The sequence below is a fragment of the Umezawaea sp. genome (assembly GCF_036375055.1).
Lineage (GTDB): Bacteria > Actinomycetota > Actinomycetes > Mycobacteriales > Pseudonocardiaceae > Umezawaea.
In genome coordinates, this window is the sequence record NZ_DASUSQ010000046.1 from 249,936 (window position 1) to 273,771 (window position 23,836).

Consider the following 23,836-nt stretch of genomic DNA (forward strand, 5'->3'; position numbering starts at 1 on the left):
CCCCTCGGCTCGATCCGCACCTGGTGAGCGCTACCGACCGACCGGCGGGGTCGCCGCACCGCCGTCGCCCACGCGGGCGCCTGCCTCGGCCATGACCGACCGCATCCACACGTGCTCGGGATCGCGTTCGTGCATCGGGTGCCACCACAACGCCTCCACCAGCGGGACGACGTCGTACGGGCAGGGCAGGGCTCGAACGTCACCGGTGCGGGTCAGCCGCCCGGCGAGGTGGCCCTGCACCAGACCGATCCGGTCCGTTCCGGCGATGAAGTAGGGCAGCGCGACGAAGCTCTCGACCACGACCTGGACCTTCGGCTGCACACCGAGGATCTGCAACTGGCGGTCGGCGGGGGTGAACGCCGTCGAGGAGTTGTAGGTGAGCACCCACGGGAGCGTGGCCAGGTCGTCCATGGTGAGCGAGTCCCCGACGTGCGGGTTGTCGGTGGCCACCAGGCAGACCCAGGTGTCGCGGTACAGGTCCAGGTGCGGCACGTCGGACAGGAAGCCGTGCGGGAACACGAGCCCGTCGACCTCGCGCAGGGCCTCCCCCGCCGATTCGATGATCGACGGCATCTGGTGCTGGAAGCGCAGCCGGACGCCGGGGGCGCGTTCGCCCATGATCCGCGCGACCGAGGAGCCGAGCACCACCATCGGGTAGTCCGAGCCGAGCAGCGTGAAGTCGCGCGTCGAGGTCGCCGGGTCGAAGCCGGGTTCGCTCGCGAAGACCCGCTCGGCCCCGCTCAGCGCGACGCCGACCCTGCGGCGCAGGGCCACGGCCAGCGGCGTGAGCTCGTAGGTGTTGCCGACGCGGGTCAGCAGCTCGTCCCCGAAGTGCCTGCGCAGCCGCGCCAGCGAGGCGCTGAGCGCGGGTTGGCTCAACCCGAGCGCCACGGCGGCCCGTGTCACGCTGCGTTCCCGCAGCAGCGCGTCCAGCGGCACCAACAGGTTGAGGTCGAGGTTGGCCAACTGCACCGCTCCCCCTCTCATCGATGTCGCTTATACCGATCATCAGCGGAGTCATCTTCCTGGATGACCGAGGTCGGAGAAGAGTATGCACCGGCATCTCCGACGAAAGGGGCCGCTCACGTGCCCGATCCCGCAGCGTCGACCAGGTTCGGCATCGGAACCTTCCGCACGACCGCGACCAGCCGGGAGTTCGCCGGGCTCGTCGTCGAGGAGCGGGTGCTCGACCTCTCCGCCCGCTTCCCCGGCGCATCGGTGAGGGACCTGCTGGACGAGTGGGACGCAGTCCTCCCGGTCCTGGCGGAACTGGCGGACGCCACCGGCGCGTGGCAGCCGCTCGCGCCCCTCGACGTGCGGGCCCCCGTCGCCCCCCGCCAGGTGGTGCAGGCCGGGGCGAACTACCGCACCCACGTGATCGAACTGGCCGTCCAGCACAGCGAGATCACCGCCGAGCGGACCGTCGAGCAGGTCCGGGCGGAGACCGCGGCGATGATGGACCGCCGCGCTGCCGAGGGCACCCCGTACCTCTTCCTCGGGCTCCCCACCGTGATCGGCGGCCCGTACGACGACGTCGTCCTGCCCGACTACTCGCACGAGCACGACTGGGAACTGGAACTGGCCGCGGTGATCGGACGCCGCGCGTTCCGGGTCGACCGCGACGAGGCGCTGGACCACGTCGCCGGCTACACCATCGTCAACGACCTCACGACCCGCGACCTGGTGTTCCGCAGGGACATGCCGGAGATCGGCACCGACTGGTTCCGGGCCAAGAACGCACCGGGTTTCCTGCCCACCGGACCGTTCCTCGTGCCGAGCCGGTTCGTCGGCGATCCGGCGGACCTGCGGGTGACCCTGACGCTCAACGGGGACACCATGCAAGATGAGTCCACGAAGGACATGATTTTCGACGTCGCCGCCCTGGTGGCCGCGGCGTCGCACACGGTTCCGCTGCTGCCCGGCGACCTCGTCCTGACCGGGAGCCCGGCGGGCAACGGGATCCACCACGGACGGCTGCTGCGCGACGGCGACGTCGTGGAGGGCACGATCACCGGCGGCGAATCGCTGTCGCTGGGCACCCAGCGGGTCAGGGCGGTGGCCCCGTGACCGCCGTCGGCTCCGTGCTCGTGGTCGGTGGCGGGCCGGCCGGGACCGCCGCCGCGATCCTGCTCGCCGACGCCGGGATCGCCGTCGACCTCGTGGAGATCAGCCCCGACGTCACGGCCACCGGCTCGGGCATCACCGTCCAGGAGAACGCCCTGCGCGTGCTGCGCGACCTCGGCGTGTGGCCACTGGTCGAGCGAGCCGGGTACGCGTTCAACGACATCGGGATGCGCGCCCCCGACGCGCACGGCACGCTCCTGTTCGAGGCGCGGGAGATCCCCAGCGCCTCGGGGCTGCCCGCCACCGTCGGCATGTACCGACCGGACCTCGCCCGCATCCTCGTCGACCGGGCGGCCTCGCTCGGAGCGAAGATCCGCTTCGGCACCACGGTCGTCGGACTGGAGCAGGACGACGAGGGCGTCGACGCCACCTTCTCCGACTCCTCCCGACGCCGGTACGACCTCGTCGTCGGCGCCGACGGGGTGCGCTCCGCGGTGCGCGGCCTGCTCGGGATCGAACTCCGGACCCGCGCGACGGGCATGGGCATCTGGCGCGCGTTCACCTCGCGCCCGGAGTCGGTGACCCGCACCGACCTCTACTACGGGGGGCGCGCCTACATCGCGGGTTACTGCCCCACCGGTGACGACTCGCTCTACGCCTACCTCGTCGAGGACGCGCAGGACCGCGGCGCTCTCTCCCCGGACGACCGGCTGGCCGTGGTGCGCGCGCTCGCCGAGCACTACCACGGGCCGTGGGACGACATCCGCGCCCTGCTCGTCGACCCGGCCCGGATCAACTACACCTGGTTCGAGACCCACCTGCTCGACGGACCGTGGAACCGCGGCAGGGTGGTGCTCATCGGCGACGCCGTGCACACCTGTCCCCCGACCGTCGCCCAGGGTGCGGCGCTCGCGCTGGAGGACGCGGCGGTGCTCGTCGAACTCCTCCTCGCCGCCGACACCGTCGACGGCGACCTGTGGGCCGCGTTCACCGAACGCCGCCTGGAACGGGTCCGCACGGTCGTGGACGCGTCGGTGCGGCTCGGGCAGTGGCTGCTGGACGGCGAGCGGGGCGACGTGCCGGGGCTCATGCGCACCGTCGCCGAGACCGTGGGCAGGCCGGCGTGAGCGCCGCCGCCGGTCGGGCCCCGGTGGTCGACGTGCACGCCCACGTGATCGTCCCCGAGGTGGAGGCGGTCGTCGCCGGACAGCCGGGCCTCGACGAGCACCGCGCGCTGGACCTGCGCCGCAACGGCCCGGAGTCGACCGCGATCTCCGGCCGCATGGTCGGTGACCGGATCGCGCGGCTCACCGCGGTCGAGCCGCGCCTGGCCGACATGGACGCCGCGGGAGTCGACGTCCAGGTGCTCTCGCCGTCGCCGTCGCACTACCACTACTGGACCGACCGGGACCTCGCGATGACGGTCGCCCGGTCGGCCAACCGCGGTGTCGCCGCCGTCGTCGCGGAGGAGCCGTCCCGGTTCACCGGCCTGGGGCTGGTGCCGCTGCACCACCCGGACCTGTGCGTCGCGGCCCTGGACGACGCCCTCGAACTCGGCCTGCGCGGGGTGGAGATCTCCTCCTTCGCCCCCGGCGTCGAACTCTCCGACGCGGCACTGGAACCGTTCTGGACGCACGCCGCCGCCACCGGCGCCGTCGTGTTCCTGCACCCCTTCGGCTGCTCCCTCGACGAGCGGCTCGACCGGTTCTACCTGTCCAACACCGTCGGGCAACCCGTCGAGAACGCCGTGGCCCTGTCGCACCTGATCTTCTCCGGGGTGCTCGACCGGCACCCGCGGCTGCGGCTGCTCGCCGCGCACGGCGGCGGTTACCTGCCCACGTTCCTCGGGCGCTCGGACCACGCCTGGCAGGTGCGGCCCGAAGCCCGCGGCTGCGCCGAACCGCCGAGCGGCTACCTGCGGCGGCTGTGGTTCGACTCGCTCGTCCACACGCCCGACGCGCTGCGCGCCCTCGTGGCCGCGGTCGGGGCCGACCGGGTGCTGCTGGGCTCCGACCACCCCTTCGACATGGGCGTCGCGGATCCCGTCGCGCGGCTCGCCGCCACCGGTCTCGGCGACGCCGACCAGCACGCCATCCGCTCCGGGAACGCCGACCTGCTCGGCCTGCTCCCGGTCCTCACCGAGGAGGTCGCATGACCGCGCCGCCCCGCCGCCTCATCACCCACCTTCGGCACGTCGACCTCGGCGTCGAGGACCTCGCCGTCCAACGCGGGTTCTACACCGGCCTGTGGGGCTTGACCGAGGTGGAACACGACTCCGGGATCTCGTTCCTCGCCGCCGAGGGATCACCCGAGCAGTACGTCGTGCGACTCCGGCAGGCGACCGACAAGCGGATCGACCTGATCGCCTTCGGCGCGGCCACCCCCGCCGACGTCGACACCCTCGCGCTGCGCCTGGGCCGTGACGGCGTGCGGCTGGTGACCGAACCCGGCGCGGTGACGACCCCCGGTGGCGGGTACGGATTCCGGTTCTTCGACAACGAGGGCCGCACGGTGGAGGTCTCGGCCGACGTCGCGCCCCGCGCGCACCGCAGGATCGAGGAGCGGGAGTCCATCCCGGTCCGGCTCTCCCACGTCGTCGTCAACTCCGCCGACCCGGAGGGCACCGTCGCCTTCTACGAGCGGCACCTCGCGTTCGCGCTCTCCGACGTGCTCACCCACCCGCGCATGGGCGACATGATGTGGTTCCTGCGCTGCAACGACTGGCACCACAGCTTCGCCGTGGCCCGCGGGCCGCACCCGTCGCTGCACCACGCGAGCTTCGAGATGCGCGGCATCGACGAGTACATGCGCGGTTCCGGACGGCTGCTGCGCGCGGGCGTCGAGAAGATCTGGGGGCCGGGGCGGCACAAGGCGGGCGACAACACCTTCACCTACTTCCTCGACCCGCTGGGCAACACCGTCGAGTACACGACGGAACTCGAACGCCTCGACGAGGACACCTGGCACCCCAGCCTGCACGACTTCTCCGACCCCGAGGTCTCCGACCAGTGGGGCACCGCGAACAGGATGGACGAGTTCGTCGCCAGGAAGTCGTTCAACGACCCGGACAGGGGCCTGTTCGTGGCCCCGCCGGTCTGATGCGCGTCGCGACCGTCGAGGACGCCACCGGCGTCCGCTGCGGTGTCGTCGTCGACGACCACCTGCTCCGGTTCCCCGACGGGACCACCGTCCTCGACCTGATCCGGTCCGGGAGCCTGCGCGGAGCCGGAGCGGCGGCGGTGTCGGCGGGCGACGCCGTGCCGCTGGCCGGGCTGCGGCTGCTGCCTCCGCTCGACGCCCCGACGGTGCGCGACTTCGTCGCGTTCGAGGAGCACGTCGAGGGCATGGTGGCCGCGGTGCCGGGAAACCCCGGCGTGGCACCGGAGTGGTACGAGGCCCCGACGTTCTACTTCACCAACCCCTACGCCCTGATCGGATCGGGCGAGGACGTCCCCGTCCCGGCGGGCTGCGACCTGCTCGACTTCGAACTGGAGGTCGCCGCCGTGATCGGGTCCGGCGGACGCGACCTCCGCCCGGAGCGGGCCCGCGACCACATCGTGGGCTACACGATCTTCAACGACTGGTCGGCCAGGGATCTCCAGTTCCGCGAGATGAAGGTCAACCTGGGCCCCTGCAAGGGAAAGGACTTCGCCTCGACGCTGGGCCCGGTCCTCGTGACGGCGGACGAACTGGAGCCCTACCGCGACGCCGAGGGCTTCCTGCGGCTGGCGATGACGGTGGAGGTCAACGGACGAGAGGTCGGCCGGGACCTGCTGTCCAACATGGGGTGGCCGTTCGAGGAACTGGTCGCCTACGCGTCCCGGAGCGCGGAGATCCGTCCGGGGGACGTCCTCGGCTCCGGGACGTGCGGCAACGGAGGCTGCCTCGCCGAGCTGTGGGGCCGGCGCGGGGTCCAGGACCCACCACCGCTCAAGCCGGGGGACGTCGTGACCATGACGGTGGAGGGCATCGGGGGCATCACGAACACCGTCGTGGCCAGCCCGGACTCCCCACCGGTCACACCGGCGCGGCGACGCCCGCGAAACCGGCCCTGACCGCCGCACCACCGAGGAGGTACCACGATGACCACCGTGATCGGAGCGCCGCGGGTCGAGGACCTCGGCGGCGGGCTCTACGCCTACATCCAGCCCGACGGGAGCTGGATGATCAACAACACCGGTTTCCTGGTCGGGTCGAACGGCGTGGTCGCGATCGACACCTGTTCCACCGAACGCCGCACCCGCGCCTTCGCCGACACCGTCGCGAACCTCACCCGCGCGCCGGTCCGCACGCTGCTCAACACCCACAGCCACCCCGACCACACCGCGGGCAACGGCTGGTTCCCCGGCGCCACGATCGTCGCCCACGAGCGCACCAGGGCCGAGTTGATCGCGGCGGAGGACCTGCCGTCGCTGGACGGCGTCTTCGAACCCCTCGACCAGGGCGACGTACCGCCCGCACCGCCGTTCCTGACCTACACCCGTGGCGTCACGCTGTGGGTGGACGACCTCCGGTGCGAAGTCCGCCACGTGGGAACACCCGCCCACACCACCAACGACTCCGTCCTCTGGGTGCCCGAGCGGTCCGTGCTCTACGCGGGCGACCTGCTCTTCTCGGGCGGCACCCCGTTCCTGCTGTCCGGCTCGATCTCCGGCGCGATCGCCGCGCTCACCGACGTCATCGCGCCGCTGGGCGCGAAGACGATCGTGCCGGGGCACGGACCCGTGTGCGGGGCGGAGACGATCGACGCGACCCTGGACTACCTGCGGTTCGTGCAGGACGTGGCCCGACGCGGTGTCGAGGCCGGCCTGTCCCCGCTCGACGCGGCCCGCGAAACCGACCTGGGCGACCACGCCGGGTGGAGCGAACCCGAGAGGATCGTCGGCAACCTCCACCGGGCCTACGCCGAGGTCCGCGGGGCCGAACCCGGAGCCCCGATCGACATCCCCGCCGCGTTCCGGGAGATGGTCGCCTACAACGGAGGGCGCCCGCTCACGTGTCGAGCCTGACGAGGTCTTGCGCACCGCGAGCACGGCGACGGGCGGCGTTCTCGGCGGGCGCCTCGGTGTCGTCGACGGCGCCGCCCTCCTCGTGACGGGCGAACCGGCGGGCGGCCAGACGCCGGCGTCCCGCGGACCACGGACGTCGAGCCGGTGCCGAGGGTCATCCACCACGGGGGGTCAGCGCAAGGTCCACCTCTGGTTCGACTGGCCGCTGCACGACCAGAGGATCAGCTTGGTGCCGTTGGCCGTCCCGTGGCCGGAGGCGTCCACGCACAGGTTCGACGCGACGCCGGTGATCGAACCGTCCGGGTTCACGTTCCACTGCTGGCCCGCCTGGCCGTCGCAGTCCCAGACGACCACCCGCGTGCCGTCGGCCGTGCCGTTCCCGGAGGCGTGGAGGCACTTGCCGCCGGACGTCAACCGCTTGCCGGAGGTGTAGGTCCACGACTGGTTCGACTGGCTACCGCAGTCCCACAGCTGGACCTGCGTGCCGTTCGTGGTGCTCCCGTTGGGCACGTCCGCGCAGCGGCCCGACTCGACGCCGACGATCTGCCTGCCGGACGGAGCGGTGGGGTCGCCGATCGATCCCGCGACGGACCGCAGCGCCGAGTACCACGTGGCGGCCATCTTGTCGTAGCCGGTGGCCGTGGGGTGGATGCCGTCGATGAGGTCGGCGGTGGTGAGCGCGGAGTGCATGTCGACCAGGTGGACCCGCTTGCCCGCGTTCACCTTGCCCTGCACGATGCCGGGGATCGCGGCGTTGAACGTCCGGACGGCGGACTCCTGCCCGGAGTTGGCGAGCGGAGTGATCGTCGCGACGAACACGTCCGCGTTCGGGGCGGTCGCGGTGATGGTGTCGACCAGGGCGGACAGCCTGCCCGGAGCGCCGCCGAGGTTCGAGTTCTGGAGCACGTCGTTGGTGCCGATGTGCAGCAGCACGGTGCGCGGGTCGGTGTTGCGCAGCCAGCCCGCGACGTTGGCGTTGACCTGGTCGATGCGCCAACCGGGGTGCCCCTCGTGGTCGTGGTCGCCCAGCGACGCCGGGCCGTTGAACTGCGACCCCACGAAGTCGACGCGGTAACCGGCGCTCGCGGTCCGCTGCCACAGCCCGATCCGGTAGCCGCCGGGGACCTGGGTCCCCTCGGTGATCGAGTCGCCCAACGGCATCACGCGCACGCCGCCGTTCGACTCGGCGACCGCGGATCCGGTCCCCGACACCACCCCGGCGACCAGGGCGGCGACAGCGATCATCGACCTGACGAGCGTCCGCATCGTTTCTCCTCCGCGTTCGACGGCCGTCGTGTTAACGCTAACTACGAGGCCTGCTCAGGCACAGTGCCGCAGGCGCAGGAGCTAAATCAACTGCCTCTCGTTTTAGCTAGTCGAGAGTTGTTAACGTTCGCTTCAGCGCTGCCACAGGCACCCGGCGCTGTGCAGGCGGTGTCCGGGCGGTCGAGGGACCCGACGTCGGTCACGCACCTCGACGAGGTGGCGGACGTGGAGCCGAAAGGAGCGGGCATGGCTCGTGTGCTGGTCCTGGTGGCGGACGCCGCCGAGGAACTCGACTCGATGTACCCGGTGTTCCGGCTGCGCGAAGGCGGCCACGAGGCGATCGTGGCCGCTCCCACCACACGCGCGGTCAAGCTCGTGGTCCACGACTTCGAGCCCGGTTGGGACGCCTACACCGAGAAGCCCGGCCACCTGCTGCCCGTGGACCTGGCGTTCGGCGACGTCGACCCCGAGGAGTACGACGGGCTGGTGATCCCCGGCGGACGGGCACCGGAGTACATCCGGACGGACCCCGACGTGGCCCGCGTCGTCCGCCACCTCTTCGACCGCGGGCTTCCCGTCGGCACGATCTGCCACGGCCCCCAGGTGCCCGCCGCCCTCGGTCTCCTGCGGGGCCGCGCCACCGCGGCCTTCCCACCGCTGCGAGCGGACGTGGAGCAGGCCGGAGCGAGGTTCGTGGACGGGCCCGACGTCGTCGACGGCGCGATGGTGTCCTGCCGGGGCTGGCCCGACCTCCCCCTGTGGTCACGTGCGTTCACGTCCGTGCTGGAGAAATCGCGCGTTCACGCCTGACTGTCCCCACGACGAGCCGGTCCGCCCCTGGAACCGGGTGAGAGGAACACCATGCGGCAACGGCGTGCCACCTGGAGGACCACCGCTTCCCGCCCGCCGCTCACGGCCTTGTGCGCCGTGGTGCTGTCGGGTCTCGGCGTCGTCCTCCCGCCGTCCACCGCGTCCGCGGCCGCGGTGGGCACCAGCGCGTCCTACGTGCTCGTCGACCGCAACGGCGGCGAGATCCCCGACCTGCGCGGGCGCGCCACGACCGACGGCGCCCGGCAGCCGTGGCGGTCGGTCGGCCCCGGTGCCGACACCACACCGCCGACCGCACCGGGCAACCCCCGCGCCTCGAACCTGACGTGCAGGGGCGTCAGGTTCTCGTGGTCCGCGTCGACCGACGACGTCGCCGTCGCCTTCTACGACGTCTACCACGACGGACAGCTCATGACCTCGGTACCCGGCACCAACCTGTCGGCCTACCTGGCCGTCGTGCCGGGTGCCACCTGGGGCCTGTACGTCAACGCCCGCGACGCCGCGGGCAACGTCTCCCAGGCCAGCTCCACGGTCACCATCACCGTGCCGCGGTGCCAGTCCGACACCGAACCGCCCACCACGCCCACGGGCGTGACGGCGACCGCGTCGGGCACCGCGGTCACCGTGCGCTGGACGGCGTCCACCGACAACATCGGCGTCACGGGCTACGAGGTCCTGCGCGACGGCACCCAGGTCGGGTCGACCACCGCGACCTCGTTCACCGACAGCGGCCTGACCGCCGACACCAGCTACCGCTACCAGGTGCGGGCGCGCGACGCGCAGGCCAACCGATCCGCCTCCAGCACGGCGGTCACGGTCACCACGGGGAGTTCCTGCTCCACCGCGCTGTGCTCGGTCACCAGGGTCACCACCGAGACCGATCTGCCCTGGGGTCTGACCACCTTCCCCGACGGGCAGGTGCTCTACGGCCGCCGCGACACCTTCGAACTCGTCCGCCTCGATCCCGCCACCGGCACGAAGACCGTCCTCGGGCGCGTGCCCGGTGCGACGGGCACCGATGGTGAGGGCGGGGTCCTGGGCATCGCCCTGGCGGCCGACTTCACCACCGACCCGTGGGTGTACGTCATGCACACCACCTCGACCGACAACCGGGTCGTGCGGATCCGCTACACCGACGGCGCGATCACGGGCACCCCGCAGGTGCTGCTCACCGGCATCCCGCGCAACAAGTACCACAACGGCGGCCGTCTGCGGTTCGGACCGGACGGCACGCTCTACATCGCCACCGGCGACGGCCAGAACGGCGCCTGGGCCCAGGAGCTCGACAACCTCGCGGGCAAGGTCCTGCGCATCAACCGCGACGGCACCATCCCCCCGGACAACCCCTTCGGCACACCGGTGTGGAGCTACGGCCACCGCAACCCGCAGGGATTGGCCTTCGACTCCCGAGGCCGGTTGTGGGAGCAGGAGTTCGGCAACTCCGTCATGGACGAGACGAACCTGATCGTCCGCGGCGGCAACTACGGCTGGCCCACCTGCGAGGGCACCACCGGCAGTTGCGGTGACCCCGACTTCGTCGCGCCCAAGCACACCTACCCCGTCGCCGACGGGTCGTGCAGCGGCATCGCCATCGTCCGCGACGCCCTCTACCTCGCCTGCCTGCGCGGAGAACGGCTGTACCGGGCCGAGATCTCCGGTGACACCCTGACCGACGTCCAGCAGTACCTCAACGGCACCTACGGGCGGCTGCGCACCGTGGAACCGTCCACCGACGGAGGCCTGTGGCTGACCACCAGCACCAGGGGTGACAAGGACAGCATCGCCAACAACAGCAACGAGAGCATCCTCGAGGTCGAACTCGGACGGTGACCCGTGCTCCGGGGGCGACCACCTCCCGCAGCACGGTGCACCGATCGCGAACAGGAGTCGCCATGACCCACCGCGGGACACCGCGTCACCACCGCGCCCGGACGCTGGCGGCGGTGACGATCGCCGTCGCGGGAGCCGTGTCGCCCAGCACGTTCGCCGCTGCCGCACCGGCCTCGCCGTGCGTCCCCGGTGCGACCTACGGTCCTCCGCTGCCGACGCCGGCGGTGGCGTCACAACTGGTCCGGGGAGGGTTCAACTTCCTCGAAGGCCCCACCTGGGACCGGCGAACGGGCACCCTGCTGTTGTCCCACATGCGGAACCCCACGGGCCCGCAGGGCGTGCAGCCCTCGGCGGTGCTCCGGTACACGCCACCGGCCACCTTCGAGACGTTCATCGCCGACTCGGGCAGCAACGGCCTGGCGATCACCCCCGACGGCTCGCGGCTGCTCGCCGCCACCCACGACAACCGATCCCTGTCCTCCTACAGCCTGCCCGACCTCACCCGAACGACCGTCGCGGCCAACCACCTCGGTCGGGCCTTCAACTCACCGAACGACCTGACCACCGGCCGCGACGGCACCACCTACTTCACCGATCCCGACTACCAGCGCGGCAACCGCGCCGACGAGCAAGGCGGCCGAACCGGGGTCTTCCGCGTGCGCGACGGCGTGGTCAGCCTCGTCGACAACACGCTGCCGCAGCCCAACGGCGTCGTCCTGTCCCCCGACGGCACGACGCTCTACGTGGGGGCCACCAACGCCAACGCGATCATGAGGTACACCGTCTTCCCGGACGGCACCACCGGTGACCGCACGACGTTCGCCGGCATCCGCACGCCCGACGGCGCGACCGTCGACTGCGCGGGCAACCTGTACTGGGCGTCGTACGACGACGGCCTCGTCCACGTCTTCTCCCCGTCCGGCACGCGGCTCGGCACCGTCTCCGCAGGCCGCAACACCACCAACGCGGCGTTCGGCGGACCGGACGGACGAACCCTGTACCTCACCTCAGGCGTTGCCGGGGGCGGGTTCGGCCTCTACCAGGTTCGCCTCGACGTGCCCGGCAACCCCTACTGAGGGCCTCGACCGGTGTGCGGACGGCGGGCGGTGCCTTCGGGACGGGCCCTGTCCCCCTGGACCACGTGGCGGCCGCGGTGATGCCGGTAGGGCACGACGGCTCATCAGCTCACGCCCAGCTGGGCGCGGATCGCGTCCAGGTCGACCAGGGACCGGACGCGAGCGATCCTGCCCTCCCGAAAGCGGTAGAAGACGTGCTCGGCGAACGAGATCCTCCCCTCCGCCCGCGGCATTCCCCGAAAGGACTTCGGAGTGCACTCGAAGTCGATCCGGCACGCCACCTCGTCGCCCGCGATCACCAGGAGGCCGATCTCGTAGCGCAGATCCGGTATCTCGGCCGCGTCGCGGCGCAGCAGGTCCTGGAACTCCGCCAGACCCAGCCGCCGATCGTTGTGGACGACGGGATCGTGCACGAACCGCCCGAGGTCGTCGAACCGCCGTTCGTTCAGGCAGTCGAGGTAGCCCCGGTACCGCGCTTCGACGGCGTTCTCACCCATGCCGATCGAGCCTGCGCCGGGCGCGGACCACCGGCGGGGCACGCATCGCCCACCCTCGACCAGCTCCCCGGCGCGCTCGTCGTGGCAGCGCGGCTCGATCCGTTGTGGACGGTCAGCGGAGGAAGCCCGCCTTCAGCTTCTTCTCCTTGGCGAACCGGTCGCGCATGGCGGGCCGGGTGACGCACCAGAGCAGCGCGGCCAGGACGGCTCCCTGGGCGAGCTGCTCGACGCGCATCCACCACGGGTAGCTGTCGGACAGCAGCAACGACAGCAGGCCGAGCAGGCCGCCGATCGAGATCCAGACGACCCTGCGGTAGGCGGCGCGGTGGCCGCGGCGCAGCCGGTAGCCGACGCGCAGGTACACGGCCGACACCAGGAGCACCCCGGCGACGCGGAACCACACCTGCTGGTGCAGCGCGGTGCGGAACCGCTCGACGTCGGTGCCGGGCTGGAGGACCGTGTGCGCCAACTGGTGGTCGACCAGGCTGTCCCGGAAGACGAAAACCAGGACGGTCAGCACCACGCTCAGGCCGAGGTTGGTGAACAGCAGGACGAAGACCGTCCGCAACTCGGGTGGCACGGGCCCGTCGGCGGGGTCCGCGGCAGCGGTGACGCGAGGGGCCTTCGGCAGGCCGGTGTCCATGGTTTCCTTCTTCCTCCGGGTCCGAGCGCCGTTCGCCGGACTGCGACCAATCGTGTCGTCCACCCGCTGACCGGCGCATCGGCCCGCGAGCGGTCGCCACCCCCTCCCGAAGTCGGTGGTCCGGGCAGCGCGATCTACGACTTCCGGACCGCGCGAGCAGCCGGTCGGCCAACTGCGGCCCCGACACGACCGGCTTAGGCTGTCTGCCGTGGACAGCACGCGGGAAGGACCTGGTCTCGGCTGGTGGAGGACTCGGCGCGGTGCGGCGTTCGACATCGCGCTGGCGCTCGTCGTCACGGCGGTGCCGGTACTCGCGTGGCTGCTGGCCGCGTGGACGGCGCCGTTCCTGCCGACCATCGCCGCCACCGGCCAACCCGCCGCCACACCCCAGGTCGTCTCGGTCGCCGGGCTGTTCAGCCACCTCGCGGGGTCGGCGTTCACCCTCGCCCTGGTCGCACGCCGCCGCTTCCCCGCGGCCGTCTTGTCGGTGATCATCGTCGCGGAGGCGTTCGGCCACGCGACGCTGCTGGGTCTCACGATCGCCCTGTACACCCTCGCCGCGAGCGGGACGTCCCGCGTCGTGCTCGCCGGAGGGGGTCTGCTGGCCGCCGTCGCGGGTCTCAAGCCGTGGGCCTGGACCGACGTGCCCGGCACCGCAGCGCTGTACCTGGTCCTCGGCTTCAGCGGGGTCGTGGTCCTGGTGGCCGTGGTGCTGCCGATCGTCCTGGGCCTGTACGTGAACGCCCGGCGCGGTCTGCTGGCGTCCCTGCGGGAACGGGCACAGCGGTTGGAACGGGAACGACTGCTGCTGGCGCGGCAGGTCCGCACCGAGGAGCGCACCCGGATCGCCAGGGAGATGCACGACGTCGTGGCGCACCGGGTGAGCCTGATGGTCGTGCACGCGGGGGCGCTGGAGATGAAACCCGGCCGGGAACCCGTCGCGGTCGCGGAGGCGGCGACCCGGATCGCCGACATCGGCAGGCAGGCCCTGGGCGAGTTGCGGCAGGCCGTCGGCGTGCTCAAGGTCGACGACGTCGAGGACAGCGCGCCGCTGGCCCCGCAGCCGACCCTGGACGACCTGGCAGAATTGGTCGAGCAGTCGCGCAGCGCCGGGGTTCCGGTCGACTACCGCGTCGAGGGCAGGCGGCGGCTCGCGAACGTGGCGGAGCGGACCGCCTACCGCATCGTCCAGGAGGGTTTGACCAACGTGCACAAACACGCGTTCGGGGCGCGCACCGAGATCTCGCTGCGCTTCCTGCCCGACCGTCTCGAAGTGAGCGTGCGCAACGACGCGCCGCGCCGGTCGACCGGCATCGACCTGCCCAGCGGCGGACACGGGCTGGCCGGCCTGAAGGAGCGCTTGACGCTGGTCGGCGGCGAGTTCGAGTCCGGCCCGTCGGACAGCGGCGGCTTCCGGATCGCGGCCAGGATCCCGATCGCGGTCCCCGCCGGATGATCCGGGTCCTGATCGCCGACGACGAGGAGTTGATGCGCGTCGGCCTGCGCACGATGCTGGAGGCCGACGACGACATCACCGTGGTCGGGGAGGCGCGCAACGGCGACGAGGCCGTCGCCGAGTCGAGGGCGCACCGGCCGACCGTGGTGCTGATGGACATCCGGATGCCGCAGTCGGACGGGCTCACCGCGACGAAGGCGCTGGCCCTGCTGCCGGAGCCGCCGAAGGTCATCGTGCTCACGACGTTCGACCTCGACGAGTACGTGCACGCGGCGCTGCGGGCGGGCGCGGTGGGTTTCCTGCTCAAGGACACCCCGCCCCGCGACCTGATCAAGGCCGTGCACGTGGTGGCCGAGGGCCAGGCGATGCTGTCGCCGTCGGTGACCCGGAACCTGATCTCGGCGTTCGTCGAACGCGACTCCCCCGTCGGTGACGACGCCCGCAACCGGCTCAAGGTGCTGACCGACCGGGAACGCGAGGTGCTCGCGCTCGTGGGCCGGGGTTTGTCCAACACGGAGATCGGCGAGCGGCTGCACAACAGCCAGGCCACCGTGAAGGCGCACATGAGCCGTCTGCTGACCAAGCTCGACCTGTCGAACCGGGTCCAGGCGGCGATCCTGGCCCACGACGCGAACCTCGTCGAAGGCGGCTGACCGGACCGCCCGGCGGTGGTGCCGAGCGGTGACCGACCAGGGCTCGTGTCGGCCTCGCCGGTGTCCTGACCCGGTGGTGTTCCTCCGCGACGGGAGGTGGGGACACCAGTCCGGGGGTGGTGGCCGCGCGTCGTCCGGCTGAGCCGGGCCGGGCCGCAAGATCGCGCCGGGGTTGACGGGTGCGGAGTTCGCCCGCACCGGGGGTGAACACGGTTTCGAGTTCGCCGACGATCGTCGAGCGTTCCTCGCGGCCGTCCCGGAGCGGGTGCCGTTGCGTGAGTCGCCGGTTCCGCGGCCGGGTCGTGCTTTCAGCCCGCCTCGGTTTCGGCCGCCTGGAGCCGCCGCCACTTGGCCATCGACTGGTTGATCTCCTCGCGCAGGAACACGAAGAACCGGTGGGTCTCGTCCAGCCGCCGCCCGGCCGGGGAGTCCGGACCCGCGAGCGCGGCTCCCTCGTCGGCGCCGGCCTGCACCTGGGCCAGCACGGGGTCTGACTGGCTGATGAAGTGGCTCCAGGTGTGCTCGTGGATCCGGTAGAAGTCGTGCCTGCTGCCCGGTTCGCGACCGCGTTCGACCAGTCGCACCCGCACCAGGTACTTGACCGCCCCCGAGATCGCCGAGGCGCCGACGTCCAGCCGCTCGGCGAGTTCGGCGGCCGACAGCCTGCCGGAGTCGGTGACCATCAGCGCGGCGAACACGCGCGAGGCCATCCGGGGCATGCCGGACTCGACCATGATCTGCGCGAACCGTTCCCGGAAGCCGGCGATGGCGTCGTCGTCCGCTCGCGTCACCGAAGCTCCTCTCCTCGTCGTGACCCCACGGTGCCGGCCACTTTTTTGATTTCACGAATTTCGTGAAACACGAGTATTGTAGTCGGCGTGAACGACACCGGACTCGTCGGGGCGCAGAAGACCCTCAGCCCCGTCCTCAGGGCCAAGGCACTGGACAACCTGCTGCCGGACCCGATCCTCGGCGACGAGCACGCCGAGCGGACGATGCGCCGCCTCGACCCCGACTACGACCGGGGCAGGTTCGGCACCAGCCAGATGGGCCTCGCCGCCGTGGTGCGCGCCAAGGCCCACGACGACTGGGCCCTGGCCTTCCTCGCCGACCACCCCGACGCGGTGGTGCTGCACCTGGGCTGCGGCCTGGACGCGCGGGTGCACCGGATCGACCCGCCCGCCACCGTCGACTGGTACGACCTCGACCACCCTGCCGTCATCGACCTGCGACGGCGGTTCCTGCCGCCGCACGAGCACTGCACCCTGATCGGCTCCAGCGTCACCGACCTCGCGTGGCTGGACGGAATCCCGCGCGGCAGGCCCGTGTTGGTGATCGCCGAGGGCCTGGTGCCCTACCTGACCGAGGCCGACCTCCGACGGCTGCTGACCACCGTCGTCGACGCCTTCCCCACCGGTCAGCTCCAGTTCGACACGGTGTCGGTGTGGGGGTGGCGGATGTCGAAGTGGGACCCCTCCCTGCGCGGGTACGGCACCCGGTTCCACTGCGGCTTCGACGACCCGGCGTCGCTGGCCCGGTGGCACCCGCGGCTGTCCTACGTGGACGAGGCACCGATGAACGACTCGCCGCTGATCACGGCCAAGGCACCCGCGGGCGTGCGCCGCGCGTACCGGCTCATGAACCTGCTGCCGGGCCTGAGGCGGTCCACCCGCATCGTGCGGTTCCGGTTCTGACGCGCCGCCCGGTTCGAGGTTCACCCCGGGTTCGCTCCCGGTCCTCGGAGCAGGTCGCCCCCACGACCGCAGAGCGATGAGGTGGCCAGGCGCCCGACGCACGACCGCACACCGTCGCAGGGCGGGCTCGGGCAGAACTGGGACGAAGCTCGCTTCCGCGGCTCAGCAGTCGAAGCGGCCTCGGCGACCGCCCACCCGGACAGCTCCACCGGCCCGGTGCCGAGTGGTCGCCGGACGTCTCCGTCCCGATAGGATCGAGGTGTGCCCGACCTGATCGCGCCCACCGCGCGGCTGCACGACGCGTGGCTCGCCGCGCACGCCGAGTGGGGGCCCGGCCTCCACGAGGACGGCTTCGGGCTGGCACCGACCGATGACGTCGATTCGCAGGCCGGGTTCGCGGCGTGGATCGCCCGGCCGGCCGAGGAGTCGGAGCGGGCCATGTGCCGGTGGATCGTCGAGGACGACCAGGTGCTCGGCGGGATCGCGCTGCGCCACGGGTTCACCGACCACGTGCGGTGGGCGGGCCACCTCGGCTTCGGCATCCGGCCGTCCGCGCGGCGGCGCGGGCTGGCCTCCTGGGCGCTGGGCCGGATGCTCGACGAAGCGCGGGTGCTCGGCATGGACCGCGTGCTGCTCGTCTGCGCGACCGACAACGTCGGCTCGGCGAAGACGATCGAGCGTCTCGGCGGCGCCTTCGAGGACGTCCGGGACACCGGACACGGACCCGTCCGCCGTTACTGGATCACGATTGCCGAACCGACGGCGTGACGTCACGGTGCCGTCGGTACCCACGTGGACGCTCGATCGACGTCAGCGGCACCCCCGGCACGAACGTCCTCAAGGCCGCGCCGAGCCCGCGGGAGGAGTCCGTGGTGCACGGCTCGGACCCGCCACCGGATCCCGTCGACCGGTCGCCGCGTGGTCCACGACGGCCGGCTCGACCGGGACTGCTGGGGCGGCAGCGGTTCCAGCGTCGCCCTTCCGGTCCGGGTGATCGAGTGCACGGTCCCGGACCGGCCAGGACGCACTAGGGTCGGGGAGTGCCCGAGCACCGCCCCCTCCCGCTGTGGGCGGGGCGCGCCGCCGCGTTGCTGGGCATCGTGCTCGTCGCGCTCACCCTGCGCCAAGCGGTTGCGGCGATGTCGCCGATCCTCGGCGACATCCGGGTGGACATCCCGATGTCGAACACCGGTGTCGGGCTGCTCGGCACGGTGCCGCCGGTCCTGCTCGCGGTGTCCGGGTTCACCGCGCCGCGCGTCGCCAGCCGCCTCGGCCTCGACGGCGGCATCGTGCTCGCGCTGTCGCTCATGACCCTCGGTCATCTCGTGCGCGCGTTCGCCCCCGGCTTCGCGGTGCTGCTCGCCGGCAGCGTCGTCGCGCTCGCCGGCACGGGCATCGGCAACGTGCTGCTGCCGCCGATCGTGCGGCGCTACTTCCCCGACCGGGTAGCACTGCTGACCGCCGTCTACGTCTGCGTCGTGGGCGTGAGCACGGCCGCGCCCGCCGCGCTCGCCGCTCCGGTCGCCGAGCAGGTCGGCTGGCGGTTCTCGCTCGGCATCTGGTCGGTGACCTCGGTGGTCGCGCTCGTCCCGTGGATCGTCATCATCGCGCGGGAGCGCCGCGGGCGACTCCCGGAGGCCGTCGCTGTCGAGTCACCGCCTCCCGCGCTCGTCACGCGGCTGTGGCGGTCACGCGTGGCCCTGTCGATCACCGTGGCGTTCTCGACCAGCACGATCTGCACCTACGCGGCTTTCGCGTGGCTGCCCGAGATCCTCGGCGACATCGCAGGCTCGACACCGACCGAGGCCGGTGTGCTGCTCGCCGTCACCGGCCTCGTGAGCGTGCCCGGCGCACTCGTCGCACCCCTGCTCGTCGCGCGGCTGCGCACTGTCGGCCGGCTGATCGCCGTCGGCATCGCGAGCTTCGTGCTCGGCTACCTCGGCCTGCTGCTCGCGCCCACGACGCTCACACTGCTCTGGGTGCTGCTCATCGGCTCGGGCTCGATCCTGTTCCCGATCAACCTCGTGCTCATCAACGATCGCACCCGGACCCACGGCGGCACGGTCGCGCTGAGCGGCTTCGCCCAGGGAGTGGCGTACGCGCTCGGCGCGCTCGGTCCGCTGCTCGTCGGGCTGCTGCACGACGTGAGCGGCGGGTGGACCGTGCCGCTGCTGTTCCTGCTCGCCGTCATCCTCGTGACGATCATCCCGGCGATCGCGCTCGCACGGCCCGGCTTCGTCGAGGACGACCTGCGCTAGCGCCGACGATCCGGGAGCCCGAGTCCCACGCGTTCGGGATCACGCCCGGATCGTCCGCGCACCGCCTGTTCGCAGACCCGGCGTGAGACGATCGAGAGGTGAGCTGGAGAGCGATGGCGCCCGTCGAGGTCTGCGACCTCGTGGAGACGACGTCCGCGGACTGGCTCACCTCGTCCGGTGGACGGATCTCGTTCGGCCTCAACGCGGTGTTCGACACCCCTCAGGGCGTCGAACTCGACCGCGGGGCCGGACACCGGTGAGCACCAACAGCGACCGGCTTCCGGTGCCCGGACGATTCGTCCGCTACCGCGACGTCGACCACCGCTTGCAGCACACGGTCGACAGGTGGTGGATCACGTCGGACCACGCGGTCGACGAGTCGTTCACCAGGGTGGGGCGTCGCACCTTCGTGAAGCACCTCGCGCACGACGACGTGCTGGAGTGCTACGACCTCGCCCGCCCCGGCACCTACCACGGCATGCCCGTCGAGGTCGTCACCGACAGGCCGGGCGGCTACGCGGTGACCACGCGTGATCCGCGGGCGGGTGCGGAGGGTTTCGAGCGGGCCGATCACCGCGGCCCGTTGGAGAAGCTGATCGCGGTCGACGACGCGGAGCTGGAGTTCACCACCACGCTCACACCGGTCCCGATGCCGTGGAAGGTCGCGCACGACTGGGAGCGGTTCACCCAACGCCTCGCGGACGCGCTCCGCGACGTGACCGATCGCGTGTTCCTCATCGTCCACGCGACGGCGGACCCCAGGCGGTACGTGCAGTTCGCCGGTGCCCCTGACCGGCTCGACGCGGAAGCGCCGGGGAGGGACGTCGTGGAGGACGCCGACGAGTTCCAGCTCCGCAGGTTCGACTGGGTCGCGCCCGACGTCGCACAACCCAACTGGACGTCCACGCTTCGACGCCCCGCGCTCACGAAGGAACTCCTGCTGCTGGCGAGGTGCTGCGCCGCGGCACTCCACGAGGCGTACGGGATCACCAGCCCGGACGAACTCCGCTACCGCGCGTGGCGCGAACCGGCAGGCGCGGAGGCCACCCCGGTGGGGTTCCCCGCACTCGGGCTCGGCTGATCCACGTGACCTCGCGCCTGCCGAGAACCCCACCGGCCCCACGACGACACGCGTCGCCGACGACCTCGGCCACCCTGCGGTCGCGAGCGCCTGCGGTGGCCGGCACCGACCACGAGATCACCACGGCATCGGCCTCGACCGCAGCCCGCGGGTTCTTCAGCGCGGTGACCGTGCGGGGCCCGCACCTAGCCGACGAGCGACCCCGTCAACGAAGACCGGTCGCGCTTCCACAGCACGCACAGCACTTCCTGGCGGCCGGGCGCGGCGGCGTCGTCGTAGGCCTCCCATTCTTTCTGGGTGGGCACGAGCCCGGTGTAGCCGAGGGCGTCCTTCGACTTGGGCTCGACGACCTTGAACTGCTCGGTGCAGTAGTTCTTCGTGAAGTCGGCGAGCCACTGCGTGCCGGGGTAAGCGGTGTCCTTCGGCTTGTCCCACAACGGGGTCGCCGCGGAGAAGAGCTGGATGCCGTGCGGGCCGTCGCACGGCGCGCTCGTTCGCACCGGCGAACCCTGCATGAGGAAGTCCTTGGCGCACTGGGTGCCTGAGAGGTTCCACTCCGGCACGTCGCCGCCGCGACCGAACACGGCGATCCGCTGCGACGGCAGGGGCGCACCGACCGGCAGGGACGCGGGATCGGACCACTCGGTGGAGTCCTCCCGGTTCTGGCTCGCGGCCGGGTCCCCGTTGCCGGACGTGGTGGCCTCGGGCTTGAGGACCTGGTAACCGGCGAACGCGACACCCGCGAGCATCGCGGCGCCCAGCACGACCGCCGAGGCCACGAGGCCTGTGTTCTTCTTCTTGCCGTTGCGCGGCAACGGAACGGGCGCGGCGCCGTGGGCGATGGCGGTGAGCATGTGACGTGCCTGGGGAGCCGTCAGGCGGCGTGCCGGGTCAGCGGTCAGCAGGCCGCGGATCACGTCGGCGAGCGCGGGCGAGGCCCGGCGCAGCACCGGCGGCTCGTTCATGACCGCGTGCAGGGTCGACGCGGTGGAGGTGCGTTCGAACGGGCTGATGCCCTCGACCGCGTGCGCCATCGTGACGCCGAGCGCCCACAGGTCCGAGGCGGGCGAGGCTTCCCAGCCGCTGAGGCGGTCCGGTGACATGTACGCGGGCGACCCGACGATGCCGCCGTTGTGGGTGAGCCGCGGGTCGTCCATCGCCTGTGCGATGCCGAAGTCGGTGAGCTTCACGGCGCCGTCCGGGCGCACCATGATGTTGCTGGGCTTGACGTCCCGGTGCACGATGCCCGCCTGGTGCGCGGTCTCCAGCGCCCCCAGCACCTGCAACGCGACGTGCGCCATCCACTCCGAGTCGCGCGGTCCGCGCCGCTGCACGATGGTGGCGAGGTCGAGCGCGTCGACCAGTTCCATCGCCAGGTAGATGCGCCCGTTCTCCCGGACGACGTCGTAGACGGTCACCACCGCGGGGTGGTTCAGCCTGCCCGCCGTCCGCGCCTCCCGGAGCATGCGCTCCTCCAGCACGGCGAACTCCTCGGCGGCGATGCCCTGCGGCGGGTGCAGCTCCTTGAGCGCGACCGCCCGGCCGAGCAGCTGGTCCTGAGCACGCCACACGATGCCCATCGCACCGCGGCCGAGCTCGACGAGCAGTGCGTAGCGGTTGGCGATGACTTGCTGTTGCTGCACTGATCACCCTTCCTGGACGCCCACAGAGCCTGCGAGCACAACGACCTCGTCCCGCACGATGCTCCCCCGCTCCGCTCCCCCGCCTCCTGCGACGGGATGCGCTCGGTCACGTGGCGTGGCACCGTGGAACACCACAGCCGTGCGAGACGCGTGGTGGTTCGACTCGGTGCCGGTTGGCGTTCGGCGCTCTGCGCGAGCCGTGGAGCTGGCGGACACTGTGACGGGCCTTATCCCAGGGCGTTGGACACGGGGTCGTGGGGCGTGGGTCAGCGTAGCCGGTGTCGACGTCGGACTGTTCTCGCAGTCCATCGGGGACGTCCGTCCCAGGCGTGACGCGACCCCCTCGCCAGCGCGGGAGGTGACGGCTCGTACACCCGCGATGCGGAGGTGGGGGCCGCGCGACGTGGTCGACCACGCGCTGTCGGCGCGGCTCCCCGGCTGACCGCGGACCGGTGTGGCGGGCGTCAGCTCGCCCGCCACACCGGTTCCGGGCTGCGGTGGTCGCTCGGCCGGGTGCCGCGCAGCCGCTTGAACGCCACGCTGAGCGCGAAAGCGTTGGCGTAGCCCACTTTGCGCGCGATCGTGCCCACCGTGTGGTCGGTCTCCCGCAGCAGGTCCGCGGCCAGGGCGATCCGCCAGTTCGCGAGGTAGGCCATCGGCGGTTCGCCGACCTCGGCGGTGAACCGCCGGGCGGGCGCCGCGCGCGACACCCCCACCCCGGCCGCCAGGTCCGCCACCGTCCAGGGGTGGGCGGGCGCGTCGTGCATCAGCCGCAGCGCGTCGCCCACCACCGGCAGCTCCAGGGCCCGGCACCAGGCCGGTGCGTCGGCGGTCGGGTTGTCGAACCAGCTGCGCAGCGCGGGGACGAGCACCAGGTCCAGCATGCGGTCGAGCACCGGCTGCTGGCCATCAACCGGTGACGGCTCCGCGGGTGGGGCCCGGCGAACCGACCCCACCCGCGGCGGCACCACCGCGGCGCGGCAGCGCCCCGAGCGCGACCGCGGCTCCGGCGGCCTTGCGCTCGGCCCCGTCCGCACGGCGGTGGCACCACCGGGCCTGGCGCGAACCGCGGCCGAGGAGTCGATGGCGATCAGCCGCCGGGTCGACGCGGTCGTGCTCTGCTCGTTCCGACGGCCCGACAGCCGAGATCCAGTCAGGACAGGCGTTGTCGCCGTGCGGCGGACGACAGCCCTGGCACGTCGTACGTCCCCGGTGGTGCCCGAACTCGGCAGCGCGACGAGCCAGGTGTCGTGATTCGCCGAACCGACCGCTGTCCCGGCACCACCGATCTGCCCCGCGCAACAACCGCGTCGGGTTGTCGGGGAACCCCGTCGCCGACCTCGGGCACCGGATGGAGTTCCCGCCTTTCCCGCGCCGCGACCGTGACGGCCACTACGGCCAGGTATTCGACAACTCCTGCGAGAAGCGGCGCTCAAGACCCGTGAAGGCCTCCTCACCAAGCCCGCGGCCAACGACCAACCGGTGTTCGGCAGCACCCCACCGCGGTCGCCGATCCCGGCACCCGCAGGCTGCCGCGCACCCGCATCCCGTGCGGTCTCGTCCACGGGTACGGACACGTCGCCTGACCAGCAGCGGTGACTTTTCGAGCGGTACAGGCTCGTGGTTCAGACCACTGACCCCACCCGCCGCGAGCAGGACCAACCGGCCCGAGGCCCTGCCGCGACGGATGCGCTCACGGCCGCCGACCACCGCGCAGGCCGCCGATTTCGGGTATTCCGGTGAATCGCACAATCCCTCATCCGCGAAGTCGCTCACCGATTCCACGGTGCCGGGAATCCCAAGGGCCTTTCGACAAAACCACTGTGAAGTCTGCTCGA

23 protein-coding genes and 1 pseudogene are annotated in these 23,836 nt (G+C 71.9%); 17 read left to right on the forward strand and 7 right to left on the reverse strand.

Going from position 1 to position 23,836, the window contains the following annotated elements; translation table 11 throughout:
- Positions 1-30: 30 nt before the first annotated feature.
- Positions 31-987, reverse strand: a complete 957-nt coding sequence (locus VFZ92_RS14435) for a LysR family transcriptional regulator (RefSeq protein WP_330876413.1) — start codon at positions 985-987, stop codon at positions 31-33.
- 99 nt (positions 988-1,086) lie between these two features.
- Between VFZ92_RS14435 and VFZ92_RS14440 the strand changes: the two genes are divergently transcribed.
- Genes VFZ92_RS14440 through VFZ92_RS14465 form a run of 6 tightly spaced genes read left to right on the forward strand, consistent with a single transcriptional unit; the run spans position 1,087 to position 7,073 of the window.
- Positions 1,087-2,067 (forward strand): fumarylacetoacetate hydrolase family protein, encoded by a 981-nt coding sequence (locus tag VFZ92_RS14440; RefSeq protein ID WP_330876414.1) that lies wholly within the window; start codon positions 1,087-1,089, stop codon positions 2,065-2,067.
- On the forward strand, positions 2,064-3,191 hold the full coding sequence (locus tag VFZ92_RS14445) for an FAD-dependent monooxygenase (RefSeq protein WP_330876415.1): 1,128 nt from the start codon (positions 2,064-2,066) through the stop codon (positions 3,189-3,191). The genes VFZ92_RS14440 and VFZ92_RS14445 overlap by 4 nt, the downstream gene beginning before the upstream one ends.
- The gene (locus tag VFZ92_RS14450; RefSeq protein WP_330876416.1) at positions 3,188-4,219 is read left to right on the forward strand and encodes an amidohydrolase family protein; all 1,032 of its coding nucleotides are present in this window, start codon (positions 3,188-3,190) and stop codon (positions 4,217-4,219) included. Before VFZ92_RS14445 ends, VFZ92_RS14450 begins: the two co-directional genes overlap by 4 nt.
- Complete coding sequence (locus VFZ92_RS14455; RefSeq protein ID WP_330876417.1) at positions 4,216-5,163, forward strand: VOC family protein; 948 nt, start codon at positions 4,216-4,218, stop codon at positions 5,161-5,163. The genes VFZ92_RS14450 and VFZ92_RS14455 overlap by 4 nt, the downstream gene beginning before the upstream one ends.
- Positions 5,163-6,119: a fumarylacetoacetate hydrolase family protein gene (locus VFZ92_RS14460; RefSeq protein ID WP_330876418.1), complete on the forward strand. Its 957-nt coding sequence runs from the start codon at positions 5,163-5,165 to the stop codon at positions 6,117-6,119. Before VFZ92_RS14455 ends, VFZ92_RS14460 begins: the two co-directional genes overlap by 1 nt.
- 27 nt (positions 6,120-6,146) lie before the next feature.
- Positions 6,147-7,073 carry an MBL fold metallo-hydrolase gene (locus VFZ92_RS14465; RefSeq protein ID WP_330876419.1) on the forward strand — a complete coding sequence of 309 codons (927 nt, stop codon included), beginning with the start codon at positions 6,147-6,149 and terminating at the stop codon, positions 7,071-7,073.
- Positions 7,074-7,244: 171 nt separating this feature from the next.
- On the opposite strand, the gene VFZ92_RS14470 is transcribed toward VFZ92_RS14465, so the two are convergent.
- The gene (locus VFZ92_RS14470) at positions 7,245-8,339 is read right to left on the reverse strand and encodes a ricin-type beta-trefoil lectin domain protein (RefSeq protein ID WP_330876420.1); all 1,095 of its coding nucleotides are present in this window, start codon (positions 8,337-8,339) and stop codon (positions 7,245-7,247) included.
- A 246-nt stretch (positions 8,340-8,585) separates the two neighbouring features.
- Here VFZ92_RS14470 and VFZ92_RS14475 point away from each other — a divergent pair, with 246 nt between their 5' ends.
- The 3 genes from VFZ92_RS14475 to VFZ92_RS14485 all read left to right on the forward strand — a co-directional run bounded on the left by VFZ92_RS14475 (position 8,586) and on the right by VFZ92_RS14485 (position 12,073).
- A complete protein-coding gene (locus VFZ92_RS14475; protein WP_330876421.1) occupies positions 8,586-9,149 on the forward strand; it encodes a DJ-1/PfpI family protein in 564 nt (187 codons plus the stop codon).
- Between the two features lie 108 nt (positions 9,150-9,257).
- Positions 9,258-10,997 carry a PQQ-dependent sugar dehydrogenase gene (locus VFZ92_RS14480; protein WP_330876541.1) on the forward strand — a complete coding sequence of 580 codons (1,740 nt, stop codon included), beginning with the start codon at positions 9,258-9,260 and terminating at the stop codon, positions 10,995-10,997.
- Between the two features lie 62 nt (positions 10,998-11,059).
- A complete protein-coding gene (locus VFZ92_RS14485; RefSeq protein ID WP_330876422.1) occupies positions 11,060-12,073 on the forward strand; it encodes an SMP-30/gluconolactonase/LRE family protein in 1,014 nt (337 codons plus the stop codon).
- A 104-nt stretch (positions 12,074-12,177) separates the two neighbouring features.
- Here the strand turns inward: VFZ92_RS14485 and VFZ92_RS14490 are convergent, their stop codons facing one another.
- Both VFZ92_RS14490 and VFZ92_RS14495 read right to left on the reverse strand, forming a co-directional pair.
- Positions 12,178-12,570, reverse strand: coding sequence for an ester cyclase (locus tag VFZ92_RS14490; protein WP_330876423.1), 393 nt, complete (start codon positions 12,568-12,570; stop codon positions 12,178-12,180).
- Between the two features lie 112 nt (positions 12,571-12,682).
- Complete coding sequence (locus VFZ92_RS14495) at positions 12,683-13,213, reverse strand: hypothetical protein (RefSeq protein WP_330876424.1); 531 nt, start codon at positions 13,211-13,213, stop codon at positions 12,683-12,685.
- Between the two features lie 208 nt (positions 13,214-13,421).
- Here VFZ92_RS14495 and VFZ92_RS14500 point away from each other — a divergent pair, with 208 nt between their 5' ends.
- Together VFZ92_RS14500 and VFZ92_RS14505 are read left to right on the forward strand one after the other, a co-directional pair.
- Complete coding sequence (locus VFZ92_RS14500; RefSeq protein WP_330876425.1) at positions 13,422-14,669, forward strand: sensor histidine kinase; 1,248 nt, start codon at positions 13,422-13,424, stop codon at positions 14,667-14,669.
- Positions 14,666-15,322 carry a response regulator transcription factor gene (locus VFZ92_RS14505; RefSeq protein ID WP_330876426.1) on the forward strand — a complete coding sequence of 219 codons (657 nt, stop codon included), beginning with the start codon at positions 14,666-14,668 and terminating at the stop codon, positions 15,320-15,322. Before VFZ92_RS14500 ends, VFZ92_RS14505 begins: the two co-directional genes overlap by 4 nt.
- A 308-nt stretch (positions 15,323-15,630) precedes the next feature.
- Here the strand turns inward: VFZ92_RS14505 and VFZ92_RS14510 are convergent, their stop codons facing one another.
- Positions 15,631-16,113 carry a GbsR/MarR family transcriptional regulator gene (locus VFZ92_RS14510; protein ID WP_330876427.1) on the reverse strand — a complete coding sequence of 161 codons (483 nt, stop codon included), beginning with the start codon at positions 16,111-16,113 and terminating at the stop codon, positions 15,631-15,633.
- 87 nt (positions 16,114-16,200) lie between these two features.
- On the opposite strand from VFZ92_RS14510, the gene VFZ92_RS14515 reads away from it, so the two are divergent.
- The 5 genes from VFZ92_RS14515 (at position 16,201) to VFZ92_RS14535 (ending at position 20,355) form a co-directional block, all read left to right on the forward strand.
- A complete protein-coding gene (locus VFZ92_RS14515; protein WP_330876428.1) occupies positions 16,201-17,016 on the forward strand; it encodes a class I SAM-dependent methyltransferase in 816 nt (271 codons plus the stop codon).
- Positions 17,017-17,277: 261 nt separating this feature from the next.
- Positions 17,278-17,784 (forward strand): GNAT family N-acetyltransferase, encoded by a 507-nt coding sequence (locus tag VFZ92_RS14520; RefSeq protein ID WP_330876429.1) that lies wholly within the window; start codon positions 17,278-17,280, stop codon positions 17,782-17,784.
- Positions 17,785-18,056: 272 nt separating this feature from the next.
- Positions 18,057-19,274 carry a CynX/NimT family MFS transporter gene (locus VFZ92_RS14525; RefSeq protein ID WP_330876430.1) on the forward strand — a complete coding sequence of 406 codons (1,218 nt, stop codon included), beginning with the start codon at positions 18,057-18,059 and terminating at the stop codon, positions 19,272-19,274.
- A gap of 98 nt (positions 19,275-19,372) precedes the next feature.
- Entirely contained in the window at positions 19,373-19,534 is a 162-nt protein-coding gene (locus VFZ92_RS14530; RefSeq protein ID WP_330876431.1) for a hypothetical protein, read from the forward strand.
- Positions 19,531-20,355: a TY-Chap domain-containing protein gene (locus VFZ92_RS14535; protein ID WP_330876432.1), complete on the forward strand. Its 825-nt coding sequence runs from the start codon at positions 19,531-19,533 to the stop codon at positions 20,353-20,355. Before VFZ92_RS14530 ends, VFZ92_RS14535 begins: the two co-directional genes overlap by 4 nt.
- A gap of 185 nt (positions 20,356-20,540) precedes the next feature.
- Here VFZ92_RS14535 and VFZ92_RS14540 read toward each other — a convergent pair whose 3' ends face one another.
- Together VFZ92_RS14540 and VFZ92_RS14545 are read right to left on the reverse strand one after the other, a co-directional pair.
- Entirely contained in the window at positions 20,541-21,998 is a 1,458-nt protein-coding gene (locus VFZ92_RS14540; protein ID WP_330876433.1) for a serine/threonine-protein kinase, read from the reverse strand.
- A 464-nt stretch (positions 21,999-22,462) separates the two neighbouring features.
- Positions 22,463-22,906: pseudogene (locus VFZ92_RS14545) on the reverse strand (helix-turn-helix transcriptional regulator); the annotation flags it as partial.
- Between VFZ92_RS14545 and VFZ92_RS14550 the strand changes: the two are divergent.
- The gene (locus VFZ92_RS14550; RefSeq protein ID WP_330876544.1) at positions 22,881-23,252 is read left to right on the forward strand and encodes a hypothetical protein; all 372 of its coding nucleotides are present in this window, start codon (positions 22,881-22,883) and stop codon (positions 23,250-23,252) included. The pseudogene VFZ92_RS14545 and the gene VFZ92_RS14550 overlap by 26 nt on opposite strands.
- Positions 23,253-23,836 lie beyond the last annotated feature (584 nt).